This window comes from Hyalangium versicolor, assembly GCF_020103695.1.
Classification (GTDB): Bacteria; Myxococcota; Myxococcia; order Myxococcales; family Myxococcaceae; genus Hyalangium; species Hyalangium versicolor.
Window position 1 is genome coordinate 506,018 of record NZ_JAHXBF010000006.1, and the last position, 19,414, is coordinate 525,431.

Sequence of the window (19,414 nt, forward strand, 5' to 3'; positions counted from 1 at the left end):
GACGCCGTTACTGCTTGGAACGAGACCTGGAGGGCTTTGCGCTCCGGTTTTGCTTGTCCGCGGCGCGAGTCGTGGGCTTGGAGCCAGGTTTGCGCTTGAAGAGCTCCTGGACGGAGTTCACGACGACAGCGTCGTGGAGCCAATGCTCCATCTGCTCCAGATCCGTGCAGGCCAGAAGCTTCCGGCGGGCTGCGTCATTCACGACGAGCCCACGAGCATCCAGCACCTTGAGGAGCGCTCGTCGCTCTCCCTCCAGACGGCCTTCCTGTTGTCCCTGTTCGCGCCCCTGCTCGCGCCCTTGGGCCAACAACTTCCGGACGAGCTCGCTCTGGTACTGATAGCTGCCGCTCTGCATCATCGCCTCCAAGGCCCTGCGAGCTGACCCGCTCATCATCGAGAGGGTCAGGTCAACGTAGAAGCTGAAACGCTCGTCATCAAGCCCCCGGGCCGAGCTGATGACCGCCTCCATGAGCGCGGTCGTCAGTTCCTCCTCGTGCCCGTGTGCCATGGCGGACAGCACGGCCAGCTCCGGATCCTTCCCCGCCTCTTGAGGCCCCAGGATGCGAGGAATGGCGTCTGGTCCCGCTACCAGCGGCCGGAGCACGAAGCCAGGGTGGCCCATGTCGATGGGCCGAGCACACCAGCGTGCTATCGACGGGTCGGGTGCGACAACCAGCAGCGCCGTGGGGCAATCCACCTGCGAGCGCAGGCTCGTCAGGTACAACGGCCAGCTCTTCCGCTTGTCCTCGTCGCGCGACAACTGCACTTCCACCACGATGGCGAAGACGGGTTTGCCGTTCAACAGCAGCACCACGAGGTCGGCTCGGTACTCGGTGGGCACCACCTGGGTGAACTCGGAAGACTCCACCCGTGCCTCGGACCAGTCCGGCAGGGCCACTCCGAGCTGCTCCTGCAGCAACTCGGGCGCCAGCGCGGGATGGTTGCGGAACAGGCTCACCAACCCGTCATGTCTCATGGATGCCATGCCGGGGCACCCTACCTGCCACGTCTGACAGCCAACGGCTGGCGGAGTCCGTGGTTACACGCCGAAGGGATACGTGTCGGGCGCGTCCTCTTCCTCGTGTCCGGCGTCCGTATCCAGCGGACGCAGGGCCCATGTCTCGTCGCAGTGCACCACCGCGTCGAACTGGGCTGGCAGATCCGCCAGGAAGTAGTGGCTCCAGCGCTCCGTGCGCGGCGCGTACACCACACCGATCGCTCGCTCCAACCGCCGCTCGCGCAGCCCCGAGGCCGCCTCGCCCAGCTCCTCCATCCGCAGCAGGAAGCGAGGCACTCCCACCTCGTGGAACAGGTGCTCGTAGCTCCCCTCGAGCGCCGGGCGGATGCGGCGCCGCAGCCCCGGCCCATCCCACTCCTTCGCCGCAATCACCGTCCCCGTGTACGTCGTGAACCCCACGCTGTACACCGCTCTACCATGCCGCTCGCGCAGCAACTGCCCCAGGTTCAGCTCGCCTTGATCGCCCAGCTGCGTCGCTCGCGCGTCCCCCAGATGCGAGTTGTGTGCCCACACCACCATCCGCGCCGGCCGCCCCAGCTTCCGCTCCAGGTGCGCCGCCAGCGCATCCACCGTGTCCGCCATGTGCGTGTCGCGCAGGTTCCAGCTCTCGTTCCGCCCCGCGTACATCGTGCGGTAGTACGCCTCCGCGTCCCGGGCCAGCCGCGCGTTCTGCTCGGCGTAGAAACGCGCATCCTCGTCTCTCGCGTTCGCGGGCTGGCGTCGCTGCAGCTCCAGCAACTGCTCCACCACTCCGTTCTCGCACGTCTCCGAATATCCGTACGCTGTCGCGTGGCCGTAGCCCTGGGGATCCTCCCCGAAGTGCTCGAAGCACGCGTACCGCGCCCGCGCTCGCCGCGCTGCCTCCGGATCCACCTTCTCCAGGTACTCCACCACCGCGCGCATGGAGGCATGCAGGCTGTACAGGTCCATTCCGTAGAAGCCTGCCCGCTCCGCTTCCGGACGCGCCGCGTTGTGCGCCCGCATCCACCGCACCAGCTCCGCCACGTCCCGGTTGCGCCACATCCATCGGGGGAAGCGCTCGAAGTTCCCCAGCGCTCCCTCCGCCTCCGTGTCTCCGCCCTCGCCGTGCGCGAAGGCGTTCACCCGCAGCGCGTCCGGCCAGTCCGCCTCCACCACCACCGCCGTGAAGCCGTGCTCGGCGATCAACCGCCGCGTGAGCGCGGCCCGCAGTGTGTAGAACTCGTGGGTGCCATGCGTTGCCTCGCCCAGCAGGACGAAGCGTGCCGCGCCCATGCCTTCGACGAGCGCATCCAGGTCCGAAGCCGCACCCGTCAGCGGCACCGCCGCCGAGCGCACCCCATCCAACAGTTGAGGCGACACTTCCGGAGTCTCGTCGTCGAAAAAGGAGGCCATATCTAGAAAGTGCGGCTCCTTCCTCCGCACTGCCCAGCCCCGATCGGGTAGCAGACATGCAGGCAGGGGGCCTCTCGTACCCGTGCGCCCAGGTTCCGGACTGTCAGGGACCAGCGGTACGCTCCTGTTCATGCGGAAGCGTTTCGTCAGCCCGAACGTGTCCGATTCTCGTCACCTGCCGATTGTCCACGCTGGCCACCTCGCGCCGGCGTGGCCATCGTCGCAGGCACTCGATTCCACCATGGTCGTGCAGTCGGAGACAGGCACCCGCTCTCTGGCTTCCTCCTGGAGCCAGAATGGGGGCAGGCCAGCCATGGGGTGTTGGAGGGGCAGGCGGATGGGGCGAGATGACTGGATGATGGGGCTGCGGTGGCTGGTGCTGGTGGCCTTGCTGGCGGCGGGGCTGGCGGAGGCTCGGGAGGTCGGCGGCGTGAAGATGCCCGACACGCTCGAGCTCGAGGGCAAGCGCCTGGCGCTCGCGCACATGGCTCTCAAGGAGAAGCTCTTCTTCGACATCTATGTGTGGGGGCTCTACATGGAGCAGATCCCCCGCCTGGAGGCCGAAGCCGTGGCCGCCAACTCCGTCAAGCGTCTGCACTTCCGCTTCCTGCGGAAGATCCGCCGCGATCAGCTCGTGGGCGCCTTCCGCAAGGGGCTCTCAGCCAATGCCGCCCTGAGCGCCGAGCCCATGCAGCAACAGATGGAGAAGCTGCTCCAGTCGCTCAAGGACGTGAGCAAGGGCGACAATCTCGTGCTCACCTACGTGCCCGACGCGGGGCTGGAAGTCTCCGGTGAGGCCTCGGGTGGCATCCTCATTCCCGGCAAGGGCTTCGCGGACGCGCTCTTCACCGCGTGGCTCCAGAAGAACCCCGTCTTCGAGCACTGAAGCGCCTACTTCCGTTTCAGCACGAAGGTCGTCAGGGGCTTGATGCCGTTCACCTGCGCGAAGCTCCCCTGGTTCACCGCGAAGGCCACGCGCCCTCGGGAGTCCACGTAGAGCAGCGGCTTGCCCACCGGCACATCGCTGAACGTCGTGACGAAGGGCACGCGCAGCTCGCGGCCCTTGCCGAAGGTGACGCGCGCCGTGTCGCCCCGCTGGTAGCCCAGCTTCGCCAGCACCGCTCCGTCCGCGTTGGTCACCAGGTTGCCGTATGGGTGCTCGATGGCGAGCACCGTGCCGCTCAGCGCCGCGTCGGTCAGCTTCGCCTCGGGAATCTCCAGCCGCTTCCACTCCGTCAGCGCCGGGCCTACCTGTGTCCAGTCATCCCCTCGGGCGATCCGCGCGCCCACCGGGGAGAACACGTCCCTTCCGTGGAAGGTGGAGGAGAGGTTCGGGGTGAGGTTCCACGCCGTGTTGGTGATGTGGCGGACCTCTGCCAGCCCGTCCTGGCGCTCCACCAGGGTGAGGAGCCCGTTGTCGGGCAGGACGAAGTACTGCCCCCGCTTCGACTTCGCCACGATGGCGCGCCGTTCGCTGCCCACGCCCGGATCGATGACGGTGACGAACACCGTGCCTGCCGGGTAGTACGGAGCCGTGCCCGCCAGGAAGCGCGCCCCATCCAGCACCGAGTAGGGCTCCACGTCGTGCGAGAGATCGACGATGCGCAGCCGGGGCTCCAGCCCCCACATGACTCCCTTGCAGATGGCCACCGAGTCGTCTCGCTGGCCGAAGTCCGTCATGAAGACCAGCGTGGGTTGGGCCGGAGCGGCGGGAGCTTGCGGCGAGGGCTCCGCGGCCAGGGACTCGAGGGCGGCGAGGAGCGGCAGGAGGAGGATGATGCGACGTGCCAGGCGCATGGGCGGCATCCTCTTCCGAACTCGCCGCGCTTGGGAATCCCCAAAGAGGCTCTCGGCCCTACGCGGCCTTGTGCTTTGCCAACTCCTCCGCGTAGAGCACCTTCTCCTCCTTGAGCGCCTTCGCGATGGTGGGCCGCTCTCGCAGGCGCGAGAAGTAGGAGGCGAGCGCGGGCCACTGCTTCAGGTCCACCGGCGCCGCCATGGACCAGTGCAGCACAGTGAACAGATACGCGTCCGCCACGCTGAAGCGGTCCAGCAGGAACTCGCGACCGGTCAGGTGCTTCTCCAGGAAGGCCAGGCGCGACTGGCCCTTCTCCAGCGCGTAGGCCTTCGCGCCCTCCGGAGCCTTCGGGTCCAGCAGCGGCGCGAAGAGCGCCTTGTGCAGCTCCGTCCCGACGAAGCACAGCCACTGCTGCAGCCGCGTCAGGCCCCGCTCATCCGCCGGAGCCAGGTTCGCCTCCGGATAGCGGCGGGCCACGTACTGGAGGATGGCCGCGTTTTCAGTGAGGAGTTCGCCATCCTCCGTGCGCACCGCCGGCACCAGGCCTAGCGAGTACACCTCCCGGTAGTTCTGGCCATCTCGCGTGAGCTTCGTCTTCGGGCCCACCTCCGTGTACGTGGCCTCCGCGTTCGCCTCGTACAGGCAGATGCGCGTCGCCAGTGAGCAGGAGAGGGGAGAGAAATAGAGCTGCATGGCACTTCCTCCGGTGTGTCGGTTGGTTCCCGCTCTCGGGAACGGGCGTAATCTGCGCGCCGAGGAGCAATGCGTCCAACGCATCTTTGGCATAGACTCGATGCATGGATGACATTCCCTCGCTGCCCAGCCCCCGGCTCGACATCCGAGACCTGCGCGTCGTGCTCGCCCTGGCCTCCGCGCGCACCACGGCGCAGGCCGCGTCCATGCTGCACCTGACCCAGCCCGCCGTGAGCCGTGCGCTCCTGGCCGCTGAGGACAAGCTCGGCACCCGCCTCTTCGACCGCACACCTCGAGGGCTGGTGCCCACCTCCGCAGGGGAGCGCCTCATCTCCGGCGCCACGCGGCTCCTCGTGGAATTGGGCGATCTCGAGCATCGCGTGTGCACTCCCGAGTCCGCGCCCTTGCGCCTCCGGCTCGTCTGCGAGTGCTACACCGCGTACCACTGGCTGCCGTCCACGCTGGCCAACCTGCGCAAGAGCTTGCCCGCGCTCGAGGTGTCACTCGCGCTGGAGCACACGCACACTCCCGTGGCCGCGCTCGAGGCCGGGGACATTGACGTGGCGCTCGTCACCTCCGCCGTGGTTCCCCGCGCCCGGCTCGAGGAGCGGCAGATCTTCTCGGACGAGGTGGTGTTCATCGTCTCGGCGTCCCACCCGCTCGCGGCCCGCAAGACGCTCTCGCCCGAGGACCTCTGCGAGCACACGCTGTTGTCGTCCGCGGTGCCCTCGACCGAGGGACACTGGTTCATGAAGCGCGTGTTCGGCCGGGCCCGGCCCCAGCTTCGCTTCGAGAAGATTCCCCTCACCGAGGCCATCATCGACGTGGCCCGCGCCGGCCTGGGCATCGCGGTGCTCTCCGAGTGGGTCGCCAGTCCGCATCTCGGCAAGGGAGACGTGGTGGCGAAAAGGCTCGCATCGGGGCCCCTGCTGCGGCCCTGGCGCATGGCGTGGCGGCGCGAGGTGGACAGCGCCGCGCTCCGCCTCCTGGCCGCGATCGAGGCCACGGTGCCGCGTGGACTCCTGGCGGGCTGAAATTCCTCCCTGACGCGGATGGCCATGGGCGCTAGTCTCTGCGACCCAACCTTTACCGTCAGTCAGGAGGATTCCTACCCATGCGTTCCATGCTGGCCCTCGCCACGCTCGCGGCGCTCGCCACGGGCTGCGTCTCGCAGAGCAAGTACAACGAGCTGGCCTCGGAGAACGAGAACCTCGACACCCGCCTCAAGGAGGAGAAGGAGGCTCGCGCCGCCCTCGAGGCCAAGGTGAAGGATCTCGAGGAGAAGCTCGCCGCGCTCGAGCGTGACAAGGAGGCGCTCACCTCCCGGCTCACCACCTCCGAGTCCCGCCTCACCGCCTCCGCCGCCGAGCGCTACGCCCTGGAGCAGAAGAACATCGAGCTGTCCGCCCTCAACGACGAGCTGGCCAAGTCCACCCGCAAGCTCTCCGAGGCCAAGGAGGCCCTCGAGAAGAAGAGCTCCGAGTACGAGAACCTCGCCCAGAGCCTCAAGCAGGAGATCTCCGAGGGCAAGATTCAGCTGTCCGAGCTCCAGGGCCGCATGACGGTGCAGCTCAAGGACAAGATCCTCTTCGCCTCCGGCTCCACCCGCGTCAACAAGGAGGGCCAGGATGCGCTCAAGAAGATTGCCGACGCCCTGAAGGCCGTGCAGGGCCGCATCATCCGCGTAGAGGGCCACACCGACGACGTGCCCACGCCGAAGGATGGCCCGTTCCCCTCCAACTGGGAGCTCAGCCTGGCGCGTGCCATGGCCGTGGTGCGCGCGCTCCAGGATGCGGGGGTGGATCCCACGGTCCTCTCGGCTGCGGGTTACGGGCAGTACCAGCCCATTGCTCCCAACGACAGTGAGAAGAATCGCAGCTTGAACAGACGAATCGAAATCGTGCTCGCACCGAAAGCCGGAGGGCGCTAGACGGGGGCGCGAATTCGCACCCCCTCATGAAAACACTCGCCTTCGTCCTCTGTCTCCTCGCCGCGACCGGGGCCCTGGCTCAGGCCTCGGATGCCGGCACGCCTCCCGACGCGGGCACGCCTACTGGAGTGCTCACCAAGGCTCCCGTCCTCAAGCGCCAGGTGGAGGCGCAGTACCCGCCCGAGGCCCTCGCTCAGCAGCTCGAGGGCACGGTGGTGATGAACATCGACATCTCCGAGACGGGCGCCGTCACGGAGGTGCAGGTGACACAGCCCGCGGGCCATGGCTTCGATGAGGCGGCCGTGGCTGCGGTGCGCCAGTTCGAGTTCGAGCCCGCCGAGGTGGACAACGTCCCCGCGCCGGTGCGCATCGAGTACGCGTACCAGTTCGTCTGGCGCGCCCCGCCGCCTCCCGAGGGCACCGAGTCGGGGCAGGCCCCCGAGCCGCCGGTGAACTTCAGTGGCCGGGCGCTGGAGCGGGGCACCCGCCGTCCGCTCTCGGGCGCCGAGGTGGCTCTACCCGAGCTACAGAAGACCACTAGCACGGATGAGGACGGCCGCTTCTCGTTCCGGGGCGTCCCCGTGGGCACGCACGAGGTGCTCGTGGTGCTCAGCGGGTATGACCGGTTCCGCACGAAGGAGACGATCGCCGAGGGTCAGGAGACGCAGGCGACGTACTACGTGCAGAAGCGCATCTTCAGCCAGTACGAGACGGTGGTGCGCAGCGAGCGCGAGCGCAAGGAGGTCACCCGTACCACGCTCCAGGTGGCGGAGATCCAGAAGGTGCCCGGTACGCAGGGCGACACGTTGAAGGTGGTGCAGAACCTGCCCGGCGTGGCGCGGCCCGCCTTCAATGGAGGCCAGCTCGTCATCCGTGGCACCAGTCCGAATGACTCGGGCGTCTTCTTGGACGGGCAGCGGATTCCCCTGCTGTACCACTTTGGCGGACTGACCTCCGTGTACAACTCGGACCTGCTGGAGGCGCTGGACTACCTGCCCGGCAACTTCTCCGCCTACTACGGCAACGTCACCGGCGGCGTCATCAACGTGCGCAGCCGAGCGCCCAAGTCGGATCGCTTCCACGGCACCGTGGGCGTGAGCCTCATCGAGTCCAATGCCGTGCTCGAGGGTCCCATCACCGACAACCTGAGCATCGCCGTGGGCGGCCGGCGCTCCTATATCGACCTGGTGTTGAAGCTCGTCCCCGAGAACGAGGACGGCCCGGCCATCCAGGTGGCGCCGCGCTACTACGATGCCCAGGTGAAGTTGCAATGGACGCCGAGCAAGCGGCACACCTTCACCCTGCAGGGGCTCACCTCGAATGACGTGCTGGGCTTGGTGTTCGACCGGCCCGCGGATGACGACCCGAGCATCAACGGTGACTTCAACATCACCACTGGCTTCAACCAGGTTCGGCTCGGCCACCAGTACAAGGCCGGCAACTTCAGCCTGGAGAGCCAGGGCATGGTGGGCAATACGCTCATCGAGTTCGTCATCGGAGATCGCTTCCTGCGCATCTCCTCGCTGGACCTGGATCTGCGCTCCACCGCTGAGTACACGCTGAGCGATTCGCTCACCCTGGCGGGCGGCTTGGACATCCAGTACGCGGGTGCCCAGGTGAAGGCCCGGGTCCAGGAGCCGCCTCGCGAGGGCGAGCCGTTCGGCCCTCAGGTGACGGAGGAGATCATCACGGCGGATGACGACTACTACCAGTACTTCCCAGGCATCTGGGCCGAGGCGCGCTGGAAGCCGGTGAAGGGCCTGCTGGTGGTTCCCGGTGTGCGCAGTGAGAGCTACCTGTTCAAGGATCAGCAGGTGAACAAGCGCTCGCTGAACCCACGGCTGGCGGTGCGCTACGCGCTCACGGATCAGGTGACGCTCAAGGGCGGCGCGGGCCTCTACCACGGGCCTCCGATCAACGAGGAGCCCAGCGTCTCGTTCGGCAACCCGGAGCTGCGTGCCAAGCGCTCCATCCAGTACAGCGTGGGCACCGAGTGGCAGCCCCAGCCCGAGTACTTCATCAGCGGCGAGCTCTTCTACAACGACTTGAACCGCCTCATCGTCAGCTCGAGCCGGCTGGTGGAACGGGATGGGCAGTTGGTGACCGAGCGGCTGAGCAATGAAGGCACTGGCCGTATCTACGGTTTCGAGTTGCTGGCGCGGCGCGCCCTCACCGAGCGCTTCTTCGGGTGGGTGGCGTACACCTTCAGCCGCAGCGAGCGACGGGACAGGCCGGACGGGGCGCTGCGCCTGTTCGACAACGACCAGACGCACGTGCTCACGGTGATTGGCAGCTACAAGCTGCCGGCCGGGTGGGAGGTGGGAGCGCGCTTCCGCTTCTCCTCCGGTAACCCGACCACGCCCATTGTTGGAGCGCGGAGGGACGACGTCACGGACGTGTTCATCCCCATCTTCGGCGGGGTGAACTCGCAGCGGCTGCCCAACTTCCACCAGATGGATATCCGCGTGGACAAGAACTTCATCTTCGACACGTGGAGCCTGGACCTGTACGTGGACCTGACCAACGCCTACAACAACCCGGCGAAGGAAGGCACCGTCTACAACTACAACTACTCCGAGTCGGCGTTCCTGGAGGGCCTGCCCATCCTGCCGATCCTCGGCGCCAAGGGGACCTTCTGACATGCGCGCGCCCGTTCTCTTCTTCCTGGCGCTGGGAGTGGCTGCGTGTGGCCCGGACTTCGAGCTGCAGAGCGAGATCCGCCGGGTTCGCGTGCTGGCCATCAAGGCCGAGCCCGCCGAGCTGGCGTTCAACCCGGACTCCTCCACGTTGCCTCCGCCCGTCGTGTTCACCACGCTGGCCGTGGCGCCGGATGAGCGCCCGGTGAGCGTGGCGCTCGCGCTGTGCCGGCCCGGCAATGCCTACAGCAACGAGCTGGACTGCCCGGGCCAGGACGGCGCTTCGCTGCCGCAGGGGGAGCTGTCGCTGCAGGATCCGAACGTGCAGCAGATCCTCCAGGAGACGGCGAATGCGGGCAACGGTGGAGCGCCGATCGACCTCAATGATCCGGCGACGCGCGCGGTGCTCGAGAAGGGGGTGCCGCTCTCCGTCGGTTACGAGGCCACGGATGGTACCGATGCGCCCGCGGGTGTGGAGGAAGGCGTGCGTCGGCTGACGCTGAGACTCACGGCGACCCCCAACCAGAACCCGCGCATGGAGGAGATCTTGTTGGACGATGCGCCGCTCGCGGGTCCGCTACCGCTGGACACGGAGGTAGTCCTGCGGCCACGGCTGGCCGAGGGCAGCCTGGAGACGTACGAGAGCGACGAGGGCCCACGCACCGAGCAGGTCTTCTACAGCTGGTACGCCACCGGCGATGGCGAGGTGAAGCAGCTGCGCTCACTGGAGCCCGTGGACGACAAGCCGGGCGAGCCCACCATCAAGTACCAGACGCCGAGCACGCCCCAGCGCATCACGTTCTATGTGGTGGCCCGGGACGGGCGCGGCGGCGAGGACTGGCTGACGCGCACGGTGGAGGTGGGGCCGTAGCTCAGGCCGGAGCTGCTCCGGCCTGCTCGAGCGCGGCGGAGGCCCGGCCGAGTCCCTCGGCCACCGAGGTGAACGCGTCCGCCGTGCGCACCCGCCCCTCGCCGAACCGGTTCACATAGAGCTGACGCACCGCCGGGATCTGCGAGGAGCCGCCGGTCAGGAACACCGCGTCGATCTCTCCCGCCCCCGCGCACCGCTCCAGCAGCCCCTGAGTCACCTGGTCCAACTCCGTGAGCAGCGGTTGGCAGAAGGTGTCGAACTCGGCGCGCGTGATGCGCTCGTGCAGCGTGATGCGCGCCTCCTCGAAGTCCAGTATCGCCTCGTCCTGCGCCGACAGCTTCACCTTGGCCTGCTCGATGGCTCGGAAGAGCCGATAGCCCAGGTTCTCCATCACCAGGTCGTACAGCGCCTCCGCCGTCTCCGGCTTGTCGCTGGACTCCAGCATCAGCTCCAGCAGCTCCTGCGTGGACTTCTCACGGATGAACGACATCTCGTGCCAGGACAGCAGCTTGGCCATCACATGCTGCGGCACCGGCAGCCGCTTGTCCGAGAAGCCTCGAACCTTGTACGTGGTTCCCGCGCCGAACCGCGGCAGCAGCTTGTTGCGCATGATCTCCGCGTCGAAGCGGTCTCCTCCAATCCGCACGCCCGTGGAGCCCACCACGTCCGGCTTCCGGTCCGGGTTTCCTCGCCGGGACGGCCCCAGCCGCATCAGCGTCAGGTCGGTGGTGCCCGCGCCGAAGTCCGCCACCAGCACCAGCTCGTCCTTGGACAGTTGCGCCTCGTACGCGAGCGCCGCGGCGATGGGTTCGATGAGGAACTGGATGCGCGTGAAGCCCGCCAGCTCCGCTGCCTTGCGCAGGCGTTGCTCGGCCAGCGCATCCGCCTCGGGCTCGGAGGTGAAGAGGGCCGGGCGCCCCAGGATGACGGCCTCGGGAGGGCTGCCCAACTGCACCCCCGTCGCCTCTCGTACCCGGCGTAACAGTACCGCCACCAGCTCTTCAATGGTCCACGTGCGGCCGTGCACCTGCGTGGCGCGGAACGAGCGGCTGTGGAGGAAGGACTTCACCGACTGGATGAAGCGTCCGGCGTTGTCCTCCAGGTAGCGGGTGATGGCCTCCTCGCCGGCGTAGGTGATGCGATCGTCTTCTGGGAAGAAGAGCACCGAGCGGAAGAGGCGAGGCTCCCGCGTCCCAGGAGCGATGGGCAGCACGCGGCCGTCAGGCAGGGCCGCCGCCGTGTTGCTGGTTCCGAAGTCGAGTCCGCAGACAGGCATGGCGCCAGCGCCCATACCGCTGAACCGGCTCCGACGGTAGCGCCTTCTCGTAGGAGAGGCAGGAGGGCGGGCCCTGGACGCCTGTCCGGCTGGGTTGGCGCTCCACTTCCGCGCTCCATCTTTGCCCTGTCCATTTGACGACAGGAGAGACCATGAGATTCGGCGCAGGATGGTTGTCGGCCGGAGTCGCCGCCTTGCTCCTCACCGCGGGGTGCAAGGAGGGCAAGTTCGTGGGGGATCAGCAAGCCACGGCGTCCCGGTCGGCGGAGAAGGCCCAGGAGCAGTCCGAGAAGGCGATCGACCAGGCGAAGCGGGCCCAGGAGAAGGCCACGGACGAGCAGAAAGACGCGGCCCGGGCGCAGCGGAACCTGGAAGACGCGCAGCGGGACCTGAAGGAGGCCGAGGCCAAGGCTCGGACGGAAGCTCAGCAGGCGCAGCAGGCTCAGCAGGCGGCCCAGCAGCAGACGCAGCAGGCCCAGCAGACGGTGGCCCAGTCCCAGCAGAGCGCGCTAGAGGCCCAGCGCATGCAGCAGGCCGAGCTGGCGCAGCAAGTGGAGCCTCAGGAGGGGCAGGCCCAGCCACCGGCGGAGCAGACTCCCGCCCAGGGGGACCAGAGCTCCCAGCAGACTCAGCAGTCCGTGGCCCAGGCTCCGGCGGGGACGTCGCAGCCGCAGGGAGAGCAGTTCATCGTGGGCGAGGTGCTGACGGTGAATGCTCGCGAGGTGCTGGTGAGCGACCGGGGTGAGCCGAGGCTCCGGCTCCAAGTGCGGCCAGGGACGCAGATCTATGTGGATGGGCGCCTGGCGCGGACCACGGATATCGAGGAGGGCAGCCAGGTGCGTGCCTCGTACCGCGACCAGGGAGGTGAGCCGACCGCCACGCGCATCGAAGTGACGACCTCCGTGCGGCCCGCCGCGCCAGTGGCCCCCGAGAGCGGTGAATCCTCTCCCGGTGACCAGGAGCCGTCCTTCCAGCCGGACAGCAAGTGACGTCTCCGAGCGGCAGCCGGGGCAGCCTCGAGAGTTGCTTCGGCTGTCAGCCCGGTTGGAGCTGTCGGGCTCAGTGCAGCGCGTGCTCCTCAAGGAGTTTCTGCGCGGCGGCGGGCCCCTTCCATCCGAGGATGCGAGCATCCTTGTTAGCGAAGGCCACCACGGTGAGGAAGAAGTGCTCCAGTTCCTCTCGCTCCCGGCGGGAGAGGTCCTGGTGGCTGTGCAGGTGGTCGGAGCGTGCCGCGGACACAGGCACCATCAGGAGCCTGTCATTGCGCTCGCGGCCTCGGCCCCGCTTCTTCTTCTGATCCACCTCGAGCACGCCGAGCGCGCGGCAGGGCAGAACGACGCCGGGCCAGGTGGCCACGTCCCAGTACACCAGGGCATCCAGCGGATCACCGTCCGGCCCCTTGGTGCTGGGGATGAAGCCCCAGTCGAAGGGGTATCGGAACCCTCGTGTCAGGGGACGGCTGATGGTGAAGGTGCCCAGCTCCGGCTCGTACTTCAGCTTCACCGTGGAGCCGCGAGGGGACTCGACGACGACATGGAAGGTGCCTGGCTCGCCGCGAAGGGGCAGCTGCGTGAGGTCCGTCGTCATGGTCTGTCTCTCACTCCGTGGCGAGTGAGCGCGTGAAGCGTGCGGCGGCCAGGCCTCCCAGGAGATACCAGGCTATGGTGAGTAGCGAGGTGGAGGTACGAGCCTGGCTGGGGCGTCGGCCGAGGCCCAGGAAGGGTGGGAGCACTACGGCGCCCAGTCCGGCGAGGCCTCCCAGAAGGGCGCCGCGCAGGTACGGGCGGCGCGGACGGCCCAGGGCCACGAGCGAGTAGAAGAGCGAGTTGGTGAGGATGTCGCCCAGCAAGGCCTGGCGGTGGAGTCGCTGGCCACGGCTCGGGCGGAGTCCGAGCCAACGGGCCCCTTTCTTCAGCGAGCGCTTGCCGAGCACATCCATCCGCGGAGGATGGTCCAGCACGCGGCGGGCGCCCTCGTGGATGAGGGTGACGGCGAGCGCCCCGGCGAGGCCAGGACCCAATGCGCGCAGGGAGACACGGGACTCGGGGACAAGGGTGGTTTCGCTCACAAGAGCCTCCTGGGGATGGGTGACACCCCGAGCCTTGAAGCTAGACACCTGTCGGAGGAGGCTCTGGGGCGTCACGCCTGCCTGCTCGGTGCACACAGAGGCTGCTGAGCGAGGAGCTATAGTGTGCGGCTGCGGCCTGCAGTGCCTGATGCCTCGACGAAGGGTGGGACGCGGTTCTCTGCCACTGGGTTACAGAGAGGAGCCAATGGGGATGAACCGTCAGCGGGCATGGCTCTTCCTGGGCGCATGGAGCGTCATGGCTGCCGTGAACTGTGGCCGGTGCGAGGAGCGCGCCACACAGAAGAGTCCAGTCCATGCACTCAAACCGGAGACGGAAGCGGTTGCGATGCCTCCCTTGCCTGAGCCGGAGTTCCTGCGGCTGGATACACGGTTGCTGGAACTGGCGGGACAAGTGGACACCGGGAATCGCTACCTGTCGGCCGTCATGGTCTCAGCTCTCTCAGGCGAGGAGGAGAAGTCGTGGTGCAGCGGGGTAGCCATCAGCCCTCACCTGGTGCTGACGGCTGGCCATTGCGTGTGCGAGCGGAGAGTTCAGGGAGGGCTGGAGGGCGGAGGCCAGAGCCTCATCTCTGCACGAGCCTGCTTTGAAGCCGCGAAGGTGGGGGTGCTCTCCTACCTGCCACCCGTTGAGCAAGGAGCTCGGAGTGGGGGCTCGGAGACGAGCATCCACCCTGGAACGGTGCGGCCTCATCCTGCTCTGCGGATCGTGCTCGATGAACAGGGGCGGGTGCTGTCGAGTCACGCGGATTTTGCCCTCATCCTCCTGCGCGATCCTCTGGCGTTTCCAGGCATGTCCCTGGCCGACACGGAAGTTCGGGTGGGGGACTCGGTCACCATCGTGGGGTACGGCTATGACGAGGTCGAGAGGGTCACGGGCTCCGAGCGCCGCTTCTGCGTGAACGAAGTGCGGAGGCTCGCCACCGCGGAGGATGAGAGAGTGCTGATCCGGCAGCCTGGAGGGCATCGATACAGGCAGGACAGCGGAGGCCCCTGTTTGCGCCAGGGCGTGGCGGGAGCGGAGCTTGTCGGAATCTCGAGCCGTTGGCTCGGAGATGGGGCGGCCTTCGCGAGCATCCAGGGCTATCAGGCCTGGTTGAGGGAGGAGATCCAGCATGCTGAGGGAACCACCCCCAAGTCGCAGTGAGCAACGCGGGGCTGCGGAGTCTGTGAGCGGTCGACGGCCAGCGATATGCCTGGAGCTTGTACTTGTCGTTCTTGCCATGGGATGTGGTGCGAGCACCGCTGGGACCGTGACCCGCGACCGTCTCCCCGAGTATGTGCCAGCCGAGATACAGCCAGAACTCGGAGAGTCGATCATCTCGAAGAGCCAGGTCGATATGGACAATCGCTATGCGGCGACGGTCCTGGTGGATGGCGGCAGGGGAGTGTGCAGCGGAGTGCTGATTGCTCCACGCGTGGTCCTGACGGCGGGCCATTGTGTTTGCGCCCAGCACGAGGTGGCCTCTGACGGTGCTCCACCCCAGACACTCGTAGACAAGACCACGTGCATTCGCACAGCGAAGGTCAGGGTGTTGACCTATCGCCTCGAGGGCAAGCCGAGGCTGGATGAACTCACAGGCACGGTTGCGCCTCATGAGCAAATGAGGGTCGTCTACAACGACTCGGACAAGGAGATCTCGAGCAGCGCCGATCTCGCGATGATCGTTCTGAGGTCAGCACCTCAGGGAGTCAAACCCGTGCGTCTGGCGACGGAGCAGGTTCGCTATACCCAGCCTGTCACGCTGGTGGGTTTTGGCAGGAGCCAGCCGGACGAGCGGCAAGGGCAGATGCGCCGCTTCGGTTTCAACGAGGTGGTGACCATTGCGGAGGACGGCGCCACATTCATGATCGGCAAGCCAGTCCAGGTCCGGCGGCCCTACAAGCCCAAGGAGGGACTGCTGGTGCGAGAAGAAGCTTCGTACAGCCTGGCGGGTGACAGTGGCGGTCCATGCTTGCGTGAGCGCAATGGCTCCATGGAGCTGGTGGGAATCGCCAAGACGCACTACGGCGGCCAGGATCTGGTCCAGTTCTCGGAATACACCAGCACGTACTTCTACCTGGCGTGGCTTCGCCAGCAGATGGCGAATGCGGAGCGGCAAGGCCCAGACTGAGGCAGACGCGTATGCGCTGCACTCAGGAACTGCAGCTCACCGACAGGTGCTTGCCCCAGGCAGGAGGCGGAGCCGCGGAGGCCTCGTGTTCGGGCTGCTCGTCGAACGGACGCGAGAGCACCTCCAGGAGCCGGTCCACCTCGCGGAAATCTCCCTCCTGCGCGCGGGTGATGGCTGTCTGCGCCAGGTAGTTGCGCAGCACGTACTTGGGGTTGATGCGGTCCATGCGCAACCGGCGCTCCGCGTCCACGCTGCCTTCGGCGAGCAGCCGTGTGCGGTACGCCGCTGCCCACGCATCAATTCCCTCCATGTCCAGGAACTGATCCCTCAGCAGCTCATTGCGAGCGCCCTCCGAGGTGTCGAAGCGCCCCAGCCTTCGGAAGAAGCGCGTGTAGTCAGCCCGTGCATCGGCCATCTTGGCGAAGAGCGTCTCCAGCAACTCCCGGTCCTCCGGGCGGGACTCGCGCAGCCCGAGCTTCTCCCGCATCCGCGCCAGGAAGTGCGAGGCGAAGGACGGAGAGAAGGCCTGGAGCGCCGTCTGGGCCTCCTCCTCGGAGATGAGGCTGAGCAGTGCCTCGCCCAGGCACGCCAGGTTCCATAGGGCGATGCGCGGCTGCTTGTCGAATGCATAGCGCCCGAAGTCATCCGAGTGGTTGCAGATGAAGCCCGGCTCGAAGTCATCCAGGAAGCCGAAGGGGCCGTAGTCCAGCGTGAGGCCGAGGATGGACATGTTGTCCGTGTTCAGCACCCCGTGCGCGAACCCCACCGCCTGCCACTGCGCCACCAACTGCGCGGTGCGCTCCACCACCTCCGCGAAGAAGCGGGCATATCGGTCCTTCGCTCCCTCCAGGTGCGGAAAGTGCCGCGCGAGCACGTAGTCCGCCAGAGTCGCCACATGCTCGTGCTGCTCGGTGTAATGGAAGTATTCGAAGGTGCCGAAGCGCACGTGCGAGGGGGCCAGCCGCACCAGCATGGCGCCTGTCTCCACCTCCTCGCGGAACACCTGCTCGCGGCCGCCGATGATGCACAGGGCCCGTGTCGTGGGAATGCCCAGCCCGTACATGGCCTCGCTGCAGAGGTACTCGCGCACCGTGGAGCGCAACACCGCGCGCCCGTCTCCCATGCGCGAGAAGGGAGTGTGCCCCGAGCCCTTGAGGTTCACCTCCCAGCGCTCACCCGAGGGTGTCACCGCCTCGCCCAGCAGCAAGGCGCGCCCATCTCCCAGCCGAGGCACGTACACGCCGAACTGATGCCCCGCGTACACCGTCGCCATGGGCTCCATGCCTGGCAGGGGGCGCAGTCCGCCAAACGCCTCCACGAACTCCGGACGCCGGGCCTCGGAGGTCTCCAACCCGAGCAGCCGGAGCGCCTGCGGGCTGACGCTCACCAGATGCGCGTCCTGGAACGGGCTGGGAAGAACGCGCACGCTGAAGCCGGCCGGCAGGCGGGCGTACGTGTTGTCGAATCGGAGCTGCTCGAGCGAAGGCATGACAGGAGATAACAACCGGGCGGCCGGGGAGGTATCCCGGGTCTAGCGAGACAGCTCGGGCAGCTTCATGCCGCGCTGCACCGCAGGCCGCTGGCTCACGCGCTCCATCCACTGGATGACGCCCGGGGAGGAGCTGAACAGCTCGGGTGCCCAGCCCCGAGCCCCCGCCGCCCACGGGTACAGGGCGATGTCCGCGATCGAGTACTCGCGTGCCACGTAGTCGCGCCCGCTCAGGTGCTGGTCCAGCACGCCGACGAGGCGCGCACACTCATTGCGGAAGCGATCGATGGCCAGGGGCAGCTTCTGCGGAGCCACCCGCGAGAAGAAGTTGAGCTGACCGAACATCGGCCCGAATCCGCTCATCTGGAACATCAGCCACTGAAGGACTTCGGCCTTGCCGGCGGGGTCCGACGGCATCAGCCGGCCCGTTTTCTCCGCCAGGTAGATCAGGATGGCGCCGGACTCGAACAGCTTCAGCCCTCCCGGCACGTCATGGTCCACGATGGCCGGAATCTTGTTGTTGGGGCTGATGGCGAGGAATTCGGGCTTGAACTGTTCGCCCTTGGAGATGTCCACCACCTTGAGGGTGTAGGGCAGCCCCAGCTCTTCGAGGGCGATGGAGATCTTGCGGCCGTTGGGCGTCGTGAACGTGTACAGGTCGATCATGTAGGAGTTCCTCGGGCAGAGGGGTGGCCTTGTATAACGGCCACGTCCCGCACTGCACGCTCAGGCGAGGCTTCGTCGTTCGAGGCATGCGCCTTCGCCTTCTTTCCTGAAGGGGGAGAGAAGGAGGCCTGTGCGACCCATGGATGTCATCGACCGGCTGCGCCAGATGTCTCCGGGCGCGGCGAACCTGGTACTGAGCGCCGCGTTGCCGCGAATCATCCCCTCGGCCGGCGGGTTGGGCATCCGGGTGGAAGAGGTGACGGAGACGCGGGCTCGGCTGTCAGTGCCGCTCAAGCGGCGCACGCGCAACCACGTGGGCGGGCTGTACTTCGGCGTGCAGATGACGCTGGCGGAGCTCTGCGCGGGGCTGTTGCTGCTGCGGCGCTTTCCGCCTGATTAGTACCGCTCGCTCGTGAAGCGGGTGGAGGCGGACTTCCGCACTCAAGGGAAGGGGACGGTGTCCGCGGTCTGCGAGCCGCCTCCGGAGGCATTCGCCTCGCTGGCCGAGGCGTTGCAACAGCCGGGGGACAAGGCCGAGGCGTGGGTGCCTGTGAAGCTGCTGGCCGAGGACGGCACCGTCGTCACCGAGGTGCGCTTCCTGGACTCGGTGAAGAAGCGCTGAACCTTGTCCAGGCTGGCGCCTGATGAGACAGAGCGAGTCTCAACGAGCCAGTCCGAGGAAGCGGCGGTAGCGCTCCTCTAGAAACTGAGGGCTTGGCCTGTGCTCCCGGCGAACGGGGGTGTGAATGCGCCTGCCCGCGAAAGCGTGGAACGCATGTTGGCTCATGGGGAGAACCGACGTGTCTCCCAACCTGGACGATAGTTCGATGTGCCCGTCTGGGTGAATGCCCATCAAGTTCGCATCGAAGGCACCATGGTGGAGGAGGCAGAGCGCCAGTCCATTCCGTACGGTGGGCTCGCTCAGTTCGTCACTGTCTGGACGGATGTGAGCCGCGTGGAGTAGCGCCTCATGCGGAAGGAGGCACACCGCGCAGCGTCTCCCATACGCGTGGAGAACACGGGCTCGGAAGAGTGCCTGGTGGAGCCGCCTCTTGGCTTGAACCGTCACGTACCGCCGACGGATGAGGTCCGCTCCGGCCCCTGCCTCCGCGTCATGCAGAACCGGCTTCGAAGCCTCCAACCACGTGAACTCATTTGAGTCCAACTGGACCACCCTGCACTTGAGCGATTGGGGCGCGAAATGCGTGATGACCGCTGGCCAGATGGGCCTGTATCGGCCCGGCTCGATACCGCGGAAGTAGATGAGGGGAATCTGTTGGCGGTAGGCCAACGCTAGGAGTTGGTTGGCTTGGTTTTGTGGATCCTTGCCTTGAAGACGGTAAGAGGGTGTTGAGGCAAGGCATTCAGGCAAGGCGGCCCAGCATCAGTCGGATCATCCCCAGGTAGACGAAGGCTTCGGACGACTCCTCTTTTCGCTCGTAGTCTCTGGCCAGGCGTCGTTC

20 protein-coding genes are annotated in these 19,414 nt (G+C 67.0%); 10 read left to right on the forward strand and 10 right to left on the reverse strand.

From position 1 onward, the window contains the following. Positions 1 to 7: 7 nt before the first annotated feature. Both KY501_RS15830 and KY501_RS15835 read right to left on the reverse strand, forming a co-directional pair. Positions 8 to 985 (reverse strand): RpnC/YadD family protein, encoded by a 978-nt coding sequence (locus tag KY501_RS15830; RefSeq protein WP_224363852.1) that lies wholly within the window; start codon positions 983 to 985, stop codon positions 8 to 10. Between the two features lie 54 nt (positions 986 to 1,039). Further along, positions 1,040 to 2,392 (reverse strand): erythromycin esterase family protein, encoded by a 1,353-nt coding sequence (locus KY501_RS15835; RefSeq protein ID WP_224363853.1) that lies wholly within the window; start codon positions 2,390 to 2,392, stop codon positions 1,040 to 1,042. A 337-nt stretch (positions 2,393 to 2,729) separates the two neighbouring features. On the opposite strand from KY501_RS15835, the gene KY501_RS15840 reads away from it, so the two are divergent. Continuing rightward, positions 2,730 to 3,278: a chalcone isomerase family protein gene (locus tag KY501_RS15840; protein ID WP_224363854.1), complete on the forward strand. Its 549-nt coding sequence runs from the start codon at positions 2,730 to 2,732 to the stop codon at positions 3,276 to 3,278. Positions 3,279 to 3,283: 5 nt separating this feature from the next. On the opposite strand, the gene KY501_RS15845 is transcribed toward KY501_RS15840, so the two are convergent. Beyond that, on the reverse strand, positions 3,284 to 4,189 hold the full coding sequence (locus KY501_RS15845) for an SAM hydrolase/SAM-dependent halogenase family protein (RefSeq protein WP_224363855.1): 906 nt from the start codon (positions 4,187 to 4,189) through the stop codon (positions 3,284 to 3,286). 58 nt (positions 4,190 to 4,247) lie between these two features. Further along, entirely contained in the window at positions 4,248 to 4,883 is a 636-nt protein-coding gene (locus KY501_RS15850; RefSeq protein WP_224363856.1) for a glutathione binding-like protein, read from the reverse strand. A 104-nt stretch (positions 4,884 to 4,987) separates the two neighbouring features. Here KY501_RS15850 and KY501_RS15855 point away from each other — a divergent pair, with 104 nt between their 5' ends. The 4 genes from KY501_RS15855 to KY501_RS15870 all read left to right on the forward strand — a co-directional run bounded on the left by KY501_RS15855 (position 4,988) and on the right by KY501_RS15870 (position 10,320). After that, positions 4,988 to 5,917, forward strand: a complete 930-nt coding sequence (locus tag KY501_RS15855; protein ID WP_224363858.1) for a LysR family transcriptional regulator — start codon at positions 4,988 to 4,990, stop codon at positions 5,915 to 5,917. An 80-nt stretch (positions 5,918 to 5,997) separates the two neighbouring features. After that, the gene (locus KY501_RS15860) at positions 5,998 to 6,813 is read left to right on the forward strand and encodes an OmpA/MotB family protein (RefSeq protein ID WP_224363860.1); all 816 of its coding nucleotides are present in this window, start codon (positions 5,998 to 6,000) and stop codon (positions 6,811 to 6,813) included. A 26-nt stretch (positions 6,814 to 6,839) separates the two neighbouring features. Next, the gene (locus KY501_RS15865; protein WP_224363862.1) at positions 6,840 to 9,452 is read left to right on the forward strand and encodes a TonB-dependent receptor domain-containing protein; all 2,613 of its coding nucleotides are present in this window, start codon (positions 6,840 to 6,842) and stop codon (positions 9,450 to 9,452) included. A 1-nt stretch (position 9,453) separates the two neighbouring features. Beyond that, complete coding sequence (locus KY501_RS15870) at positions 9,454 to 10,320, forward strand: hypothetical protein (protein WP_224363864.1); 867 nt, start codon at positions 9,454 to 9,456, stop codon at positions 10,318 to 10,320. Position 10,321: 1 nt separating this feature from the next. On the opposite strand, the gene KY501_RS15875 is transcribed toward KY501_RS15870, so the two are convergent. Beyond that, entirely contained in the window at positions 10,322 to 11,596 is a 1,275-nt protein-coding gene (locus tag KY501_RS15875; RefSeq protein WP_224363866.1) for an Hsp70 family protein, read from the reverse strand. A 152-nt stretch (positions 11,597 to 11,748) separates the two neighbouring features. On the opposite strand from KY501_RS15875, the gene KY501_RS15880 reads away from it, so the two are divergent. Continuing rightward, positions 11,749 to 12,585 carry a hypothetical protein gene (locus tag KY501_RS15880; RefSeq protein ID WP_224363868.1) on the forward strand — a complete coding sequence of 279 codons (837 nt, stop codon included), beginning with the start codon at positions 11,749 to 11,751 and terminating at the stop codon, positions 12,583 to 12,585. A 70-nt stretch (positions 12,586 to 12,655) separates the two neighbouring features. Here the strand turns inward: KY501_RS15880 and KY501_RS15885 are convergent, their stop codons facing one another. Both KY501_RS15885 and KY501_RS15890 read right to left on the reverse strand, forming a co-directional pair. Next, a complete protein-coding gene (locus KY501_RS15885) occupies positions 12,656 to 13,183 on the reverse strand; it encodes an inorganic diphosphatase (RefSeq protein ID WP_224363869.1) in 528 nt (175 codons plus the stop codon). A gap of 10 nt (positions 13,184 to 13,193) precedes the next feature. Beyond that, entirely contained in the window at positions 13,194 to 13,664 is a 471-nt protein-coding gene (locus KY501_RS15890; protein ID WP_224363871.1) for a hypothetical protein, read from the reverse strand. Between the two features lie 346 nt (positions 13,665 to 14,010). Between KY501_RS15890 and KY501_RS15895 the strand changes: the two genes are divergently transcribed. Then, positions 14,011 to 14,829: a trypsin-like serine peptidase gene (locus KY501_RS15895; RefSeq protein ID WP_224363872.1), complete on the forward strand. Its 819-nt coding sequence runs from the start codon at positions 14,011 to 14,013 to the stop codon at positions 14,827 to 14,829. A 106-nt stretch (positions 14,830 to 14,935) separates the two neighbouring features. Then, positions 14,936 to 15,796, forward strand: coding sequence for a trypsin-like serine protease (locus KY501_RS15900; protein WP_224363873.1), 861 nt, complete (start codon positions 14,936 to 14,938; stop codon positions 15,794 to 15,796). 22 nt (positions 15,797 to 15,818) lie between these two features. On the opposite strand, the gene KY501_RS15905 is transcribed toward KY501_RS15900, so the two are convergent. Continuing rightward, positions 15,819 to 17,285 (reverse strand): protein adenylyltransferase SelO, encoded by a 1,467-nt coding sequence (locus KY501_RS15905; protein ID WP_224363874.1) that lies wholly within the window; start codon positions 17,283 to 17,285, stop codon positions 15,819 to 15,821. A gap of 42 nt (positions 17,286 to 17,327) precedes the next feature. Beyond that, on the reverse strand, positions 17,328 to 17,951 hold the full coding sequence (locus KY501_RS15910; RefSeq protein ID WP_224363875.1) for a glutathione S-transferase family protein: 624 nt from the start codon (positions 17,949 to 17,951) through the stop codon (positions 17,328 to 17,330). 139 nt (positions 17,952 to 18,090) lie between these two features. Here KY501_RS15910 and KY501_RS15915 point away from each other — a divergent pair, with 139 nt between their 5' ends. Both KY501_RS15915 and KY501_RS15920 read left to right on the forward strand, forming a co-directional pair. Further along, positions 18,091 to 18,351, forward strand: coding sequence for a DUF4442 domain-containing protein (locus KY501_RS15915; RefSeq protein WP_224363876.1), 261 nt, complete (start codon positions 18,091 to 18,093; stop codon positions 18,349 to 18,351). Positions 18,352 to 18,408: 57 nt separating this feature from the next. Beyond that, a complete protein-coding gene (locus KY501_RS15920) occupies positions 18,409 to 18,573 on the forward strand; it encodes a hypothetical protein (protein WP_224363877.1) in 165 nt (54 codons plus the stop codon). A 39-nt stretch (positions 18,574 to 18,612) separates the two neighbouring features. Here KY501_RS15920 and KY501_RS54290 read toward each other — a convergent pair whose 3' ends face one another. Beyond that, positions 18,613 to 19,125: an HNH endonuclease gene (locus KY501_RS54290; RefSeq protein WP_373691609.1), complete on the reverse strand. Its 513-nt coding sequence runs from the start codon at positions 19,123 to 19,125 to the stop codon at positions 18,613 to 18,615. Positions 19,126 to 19,414: the final 289 nt, after the last annotated feature.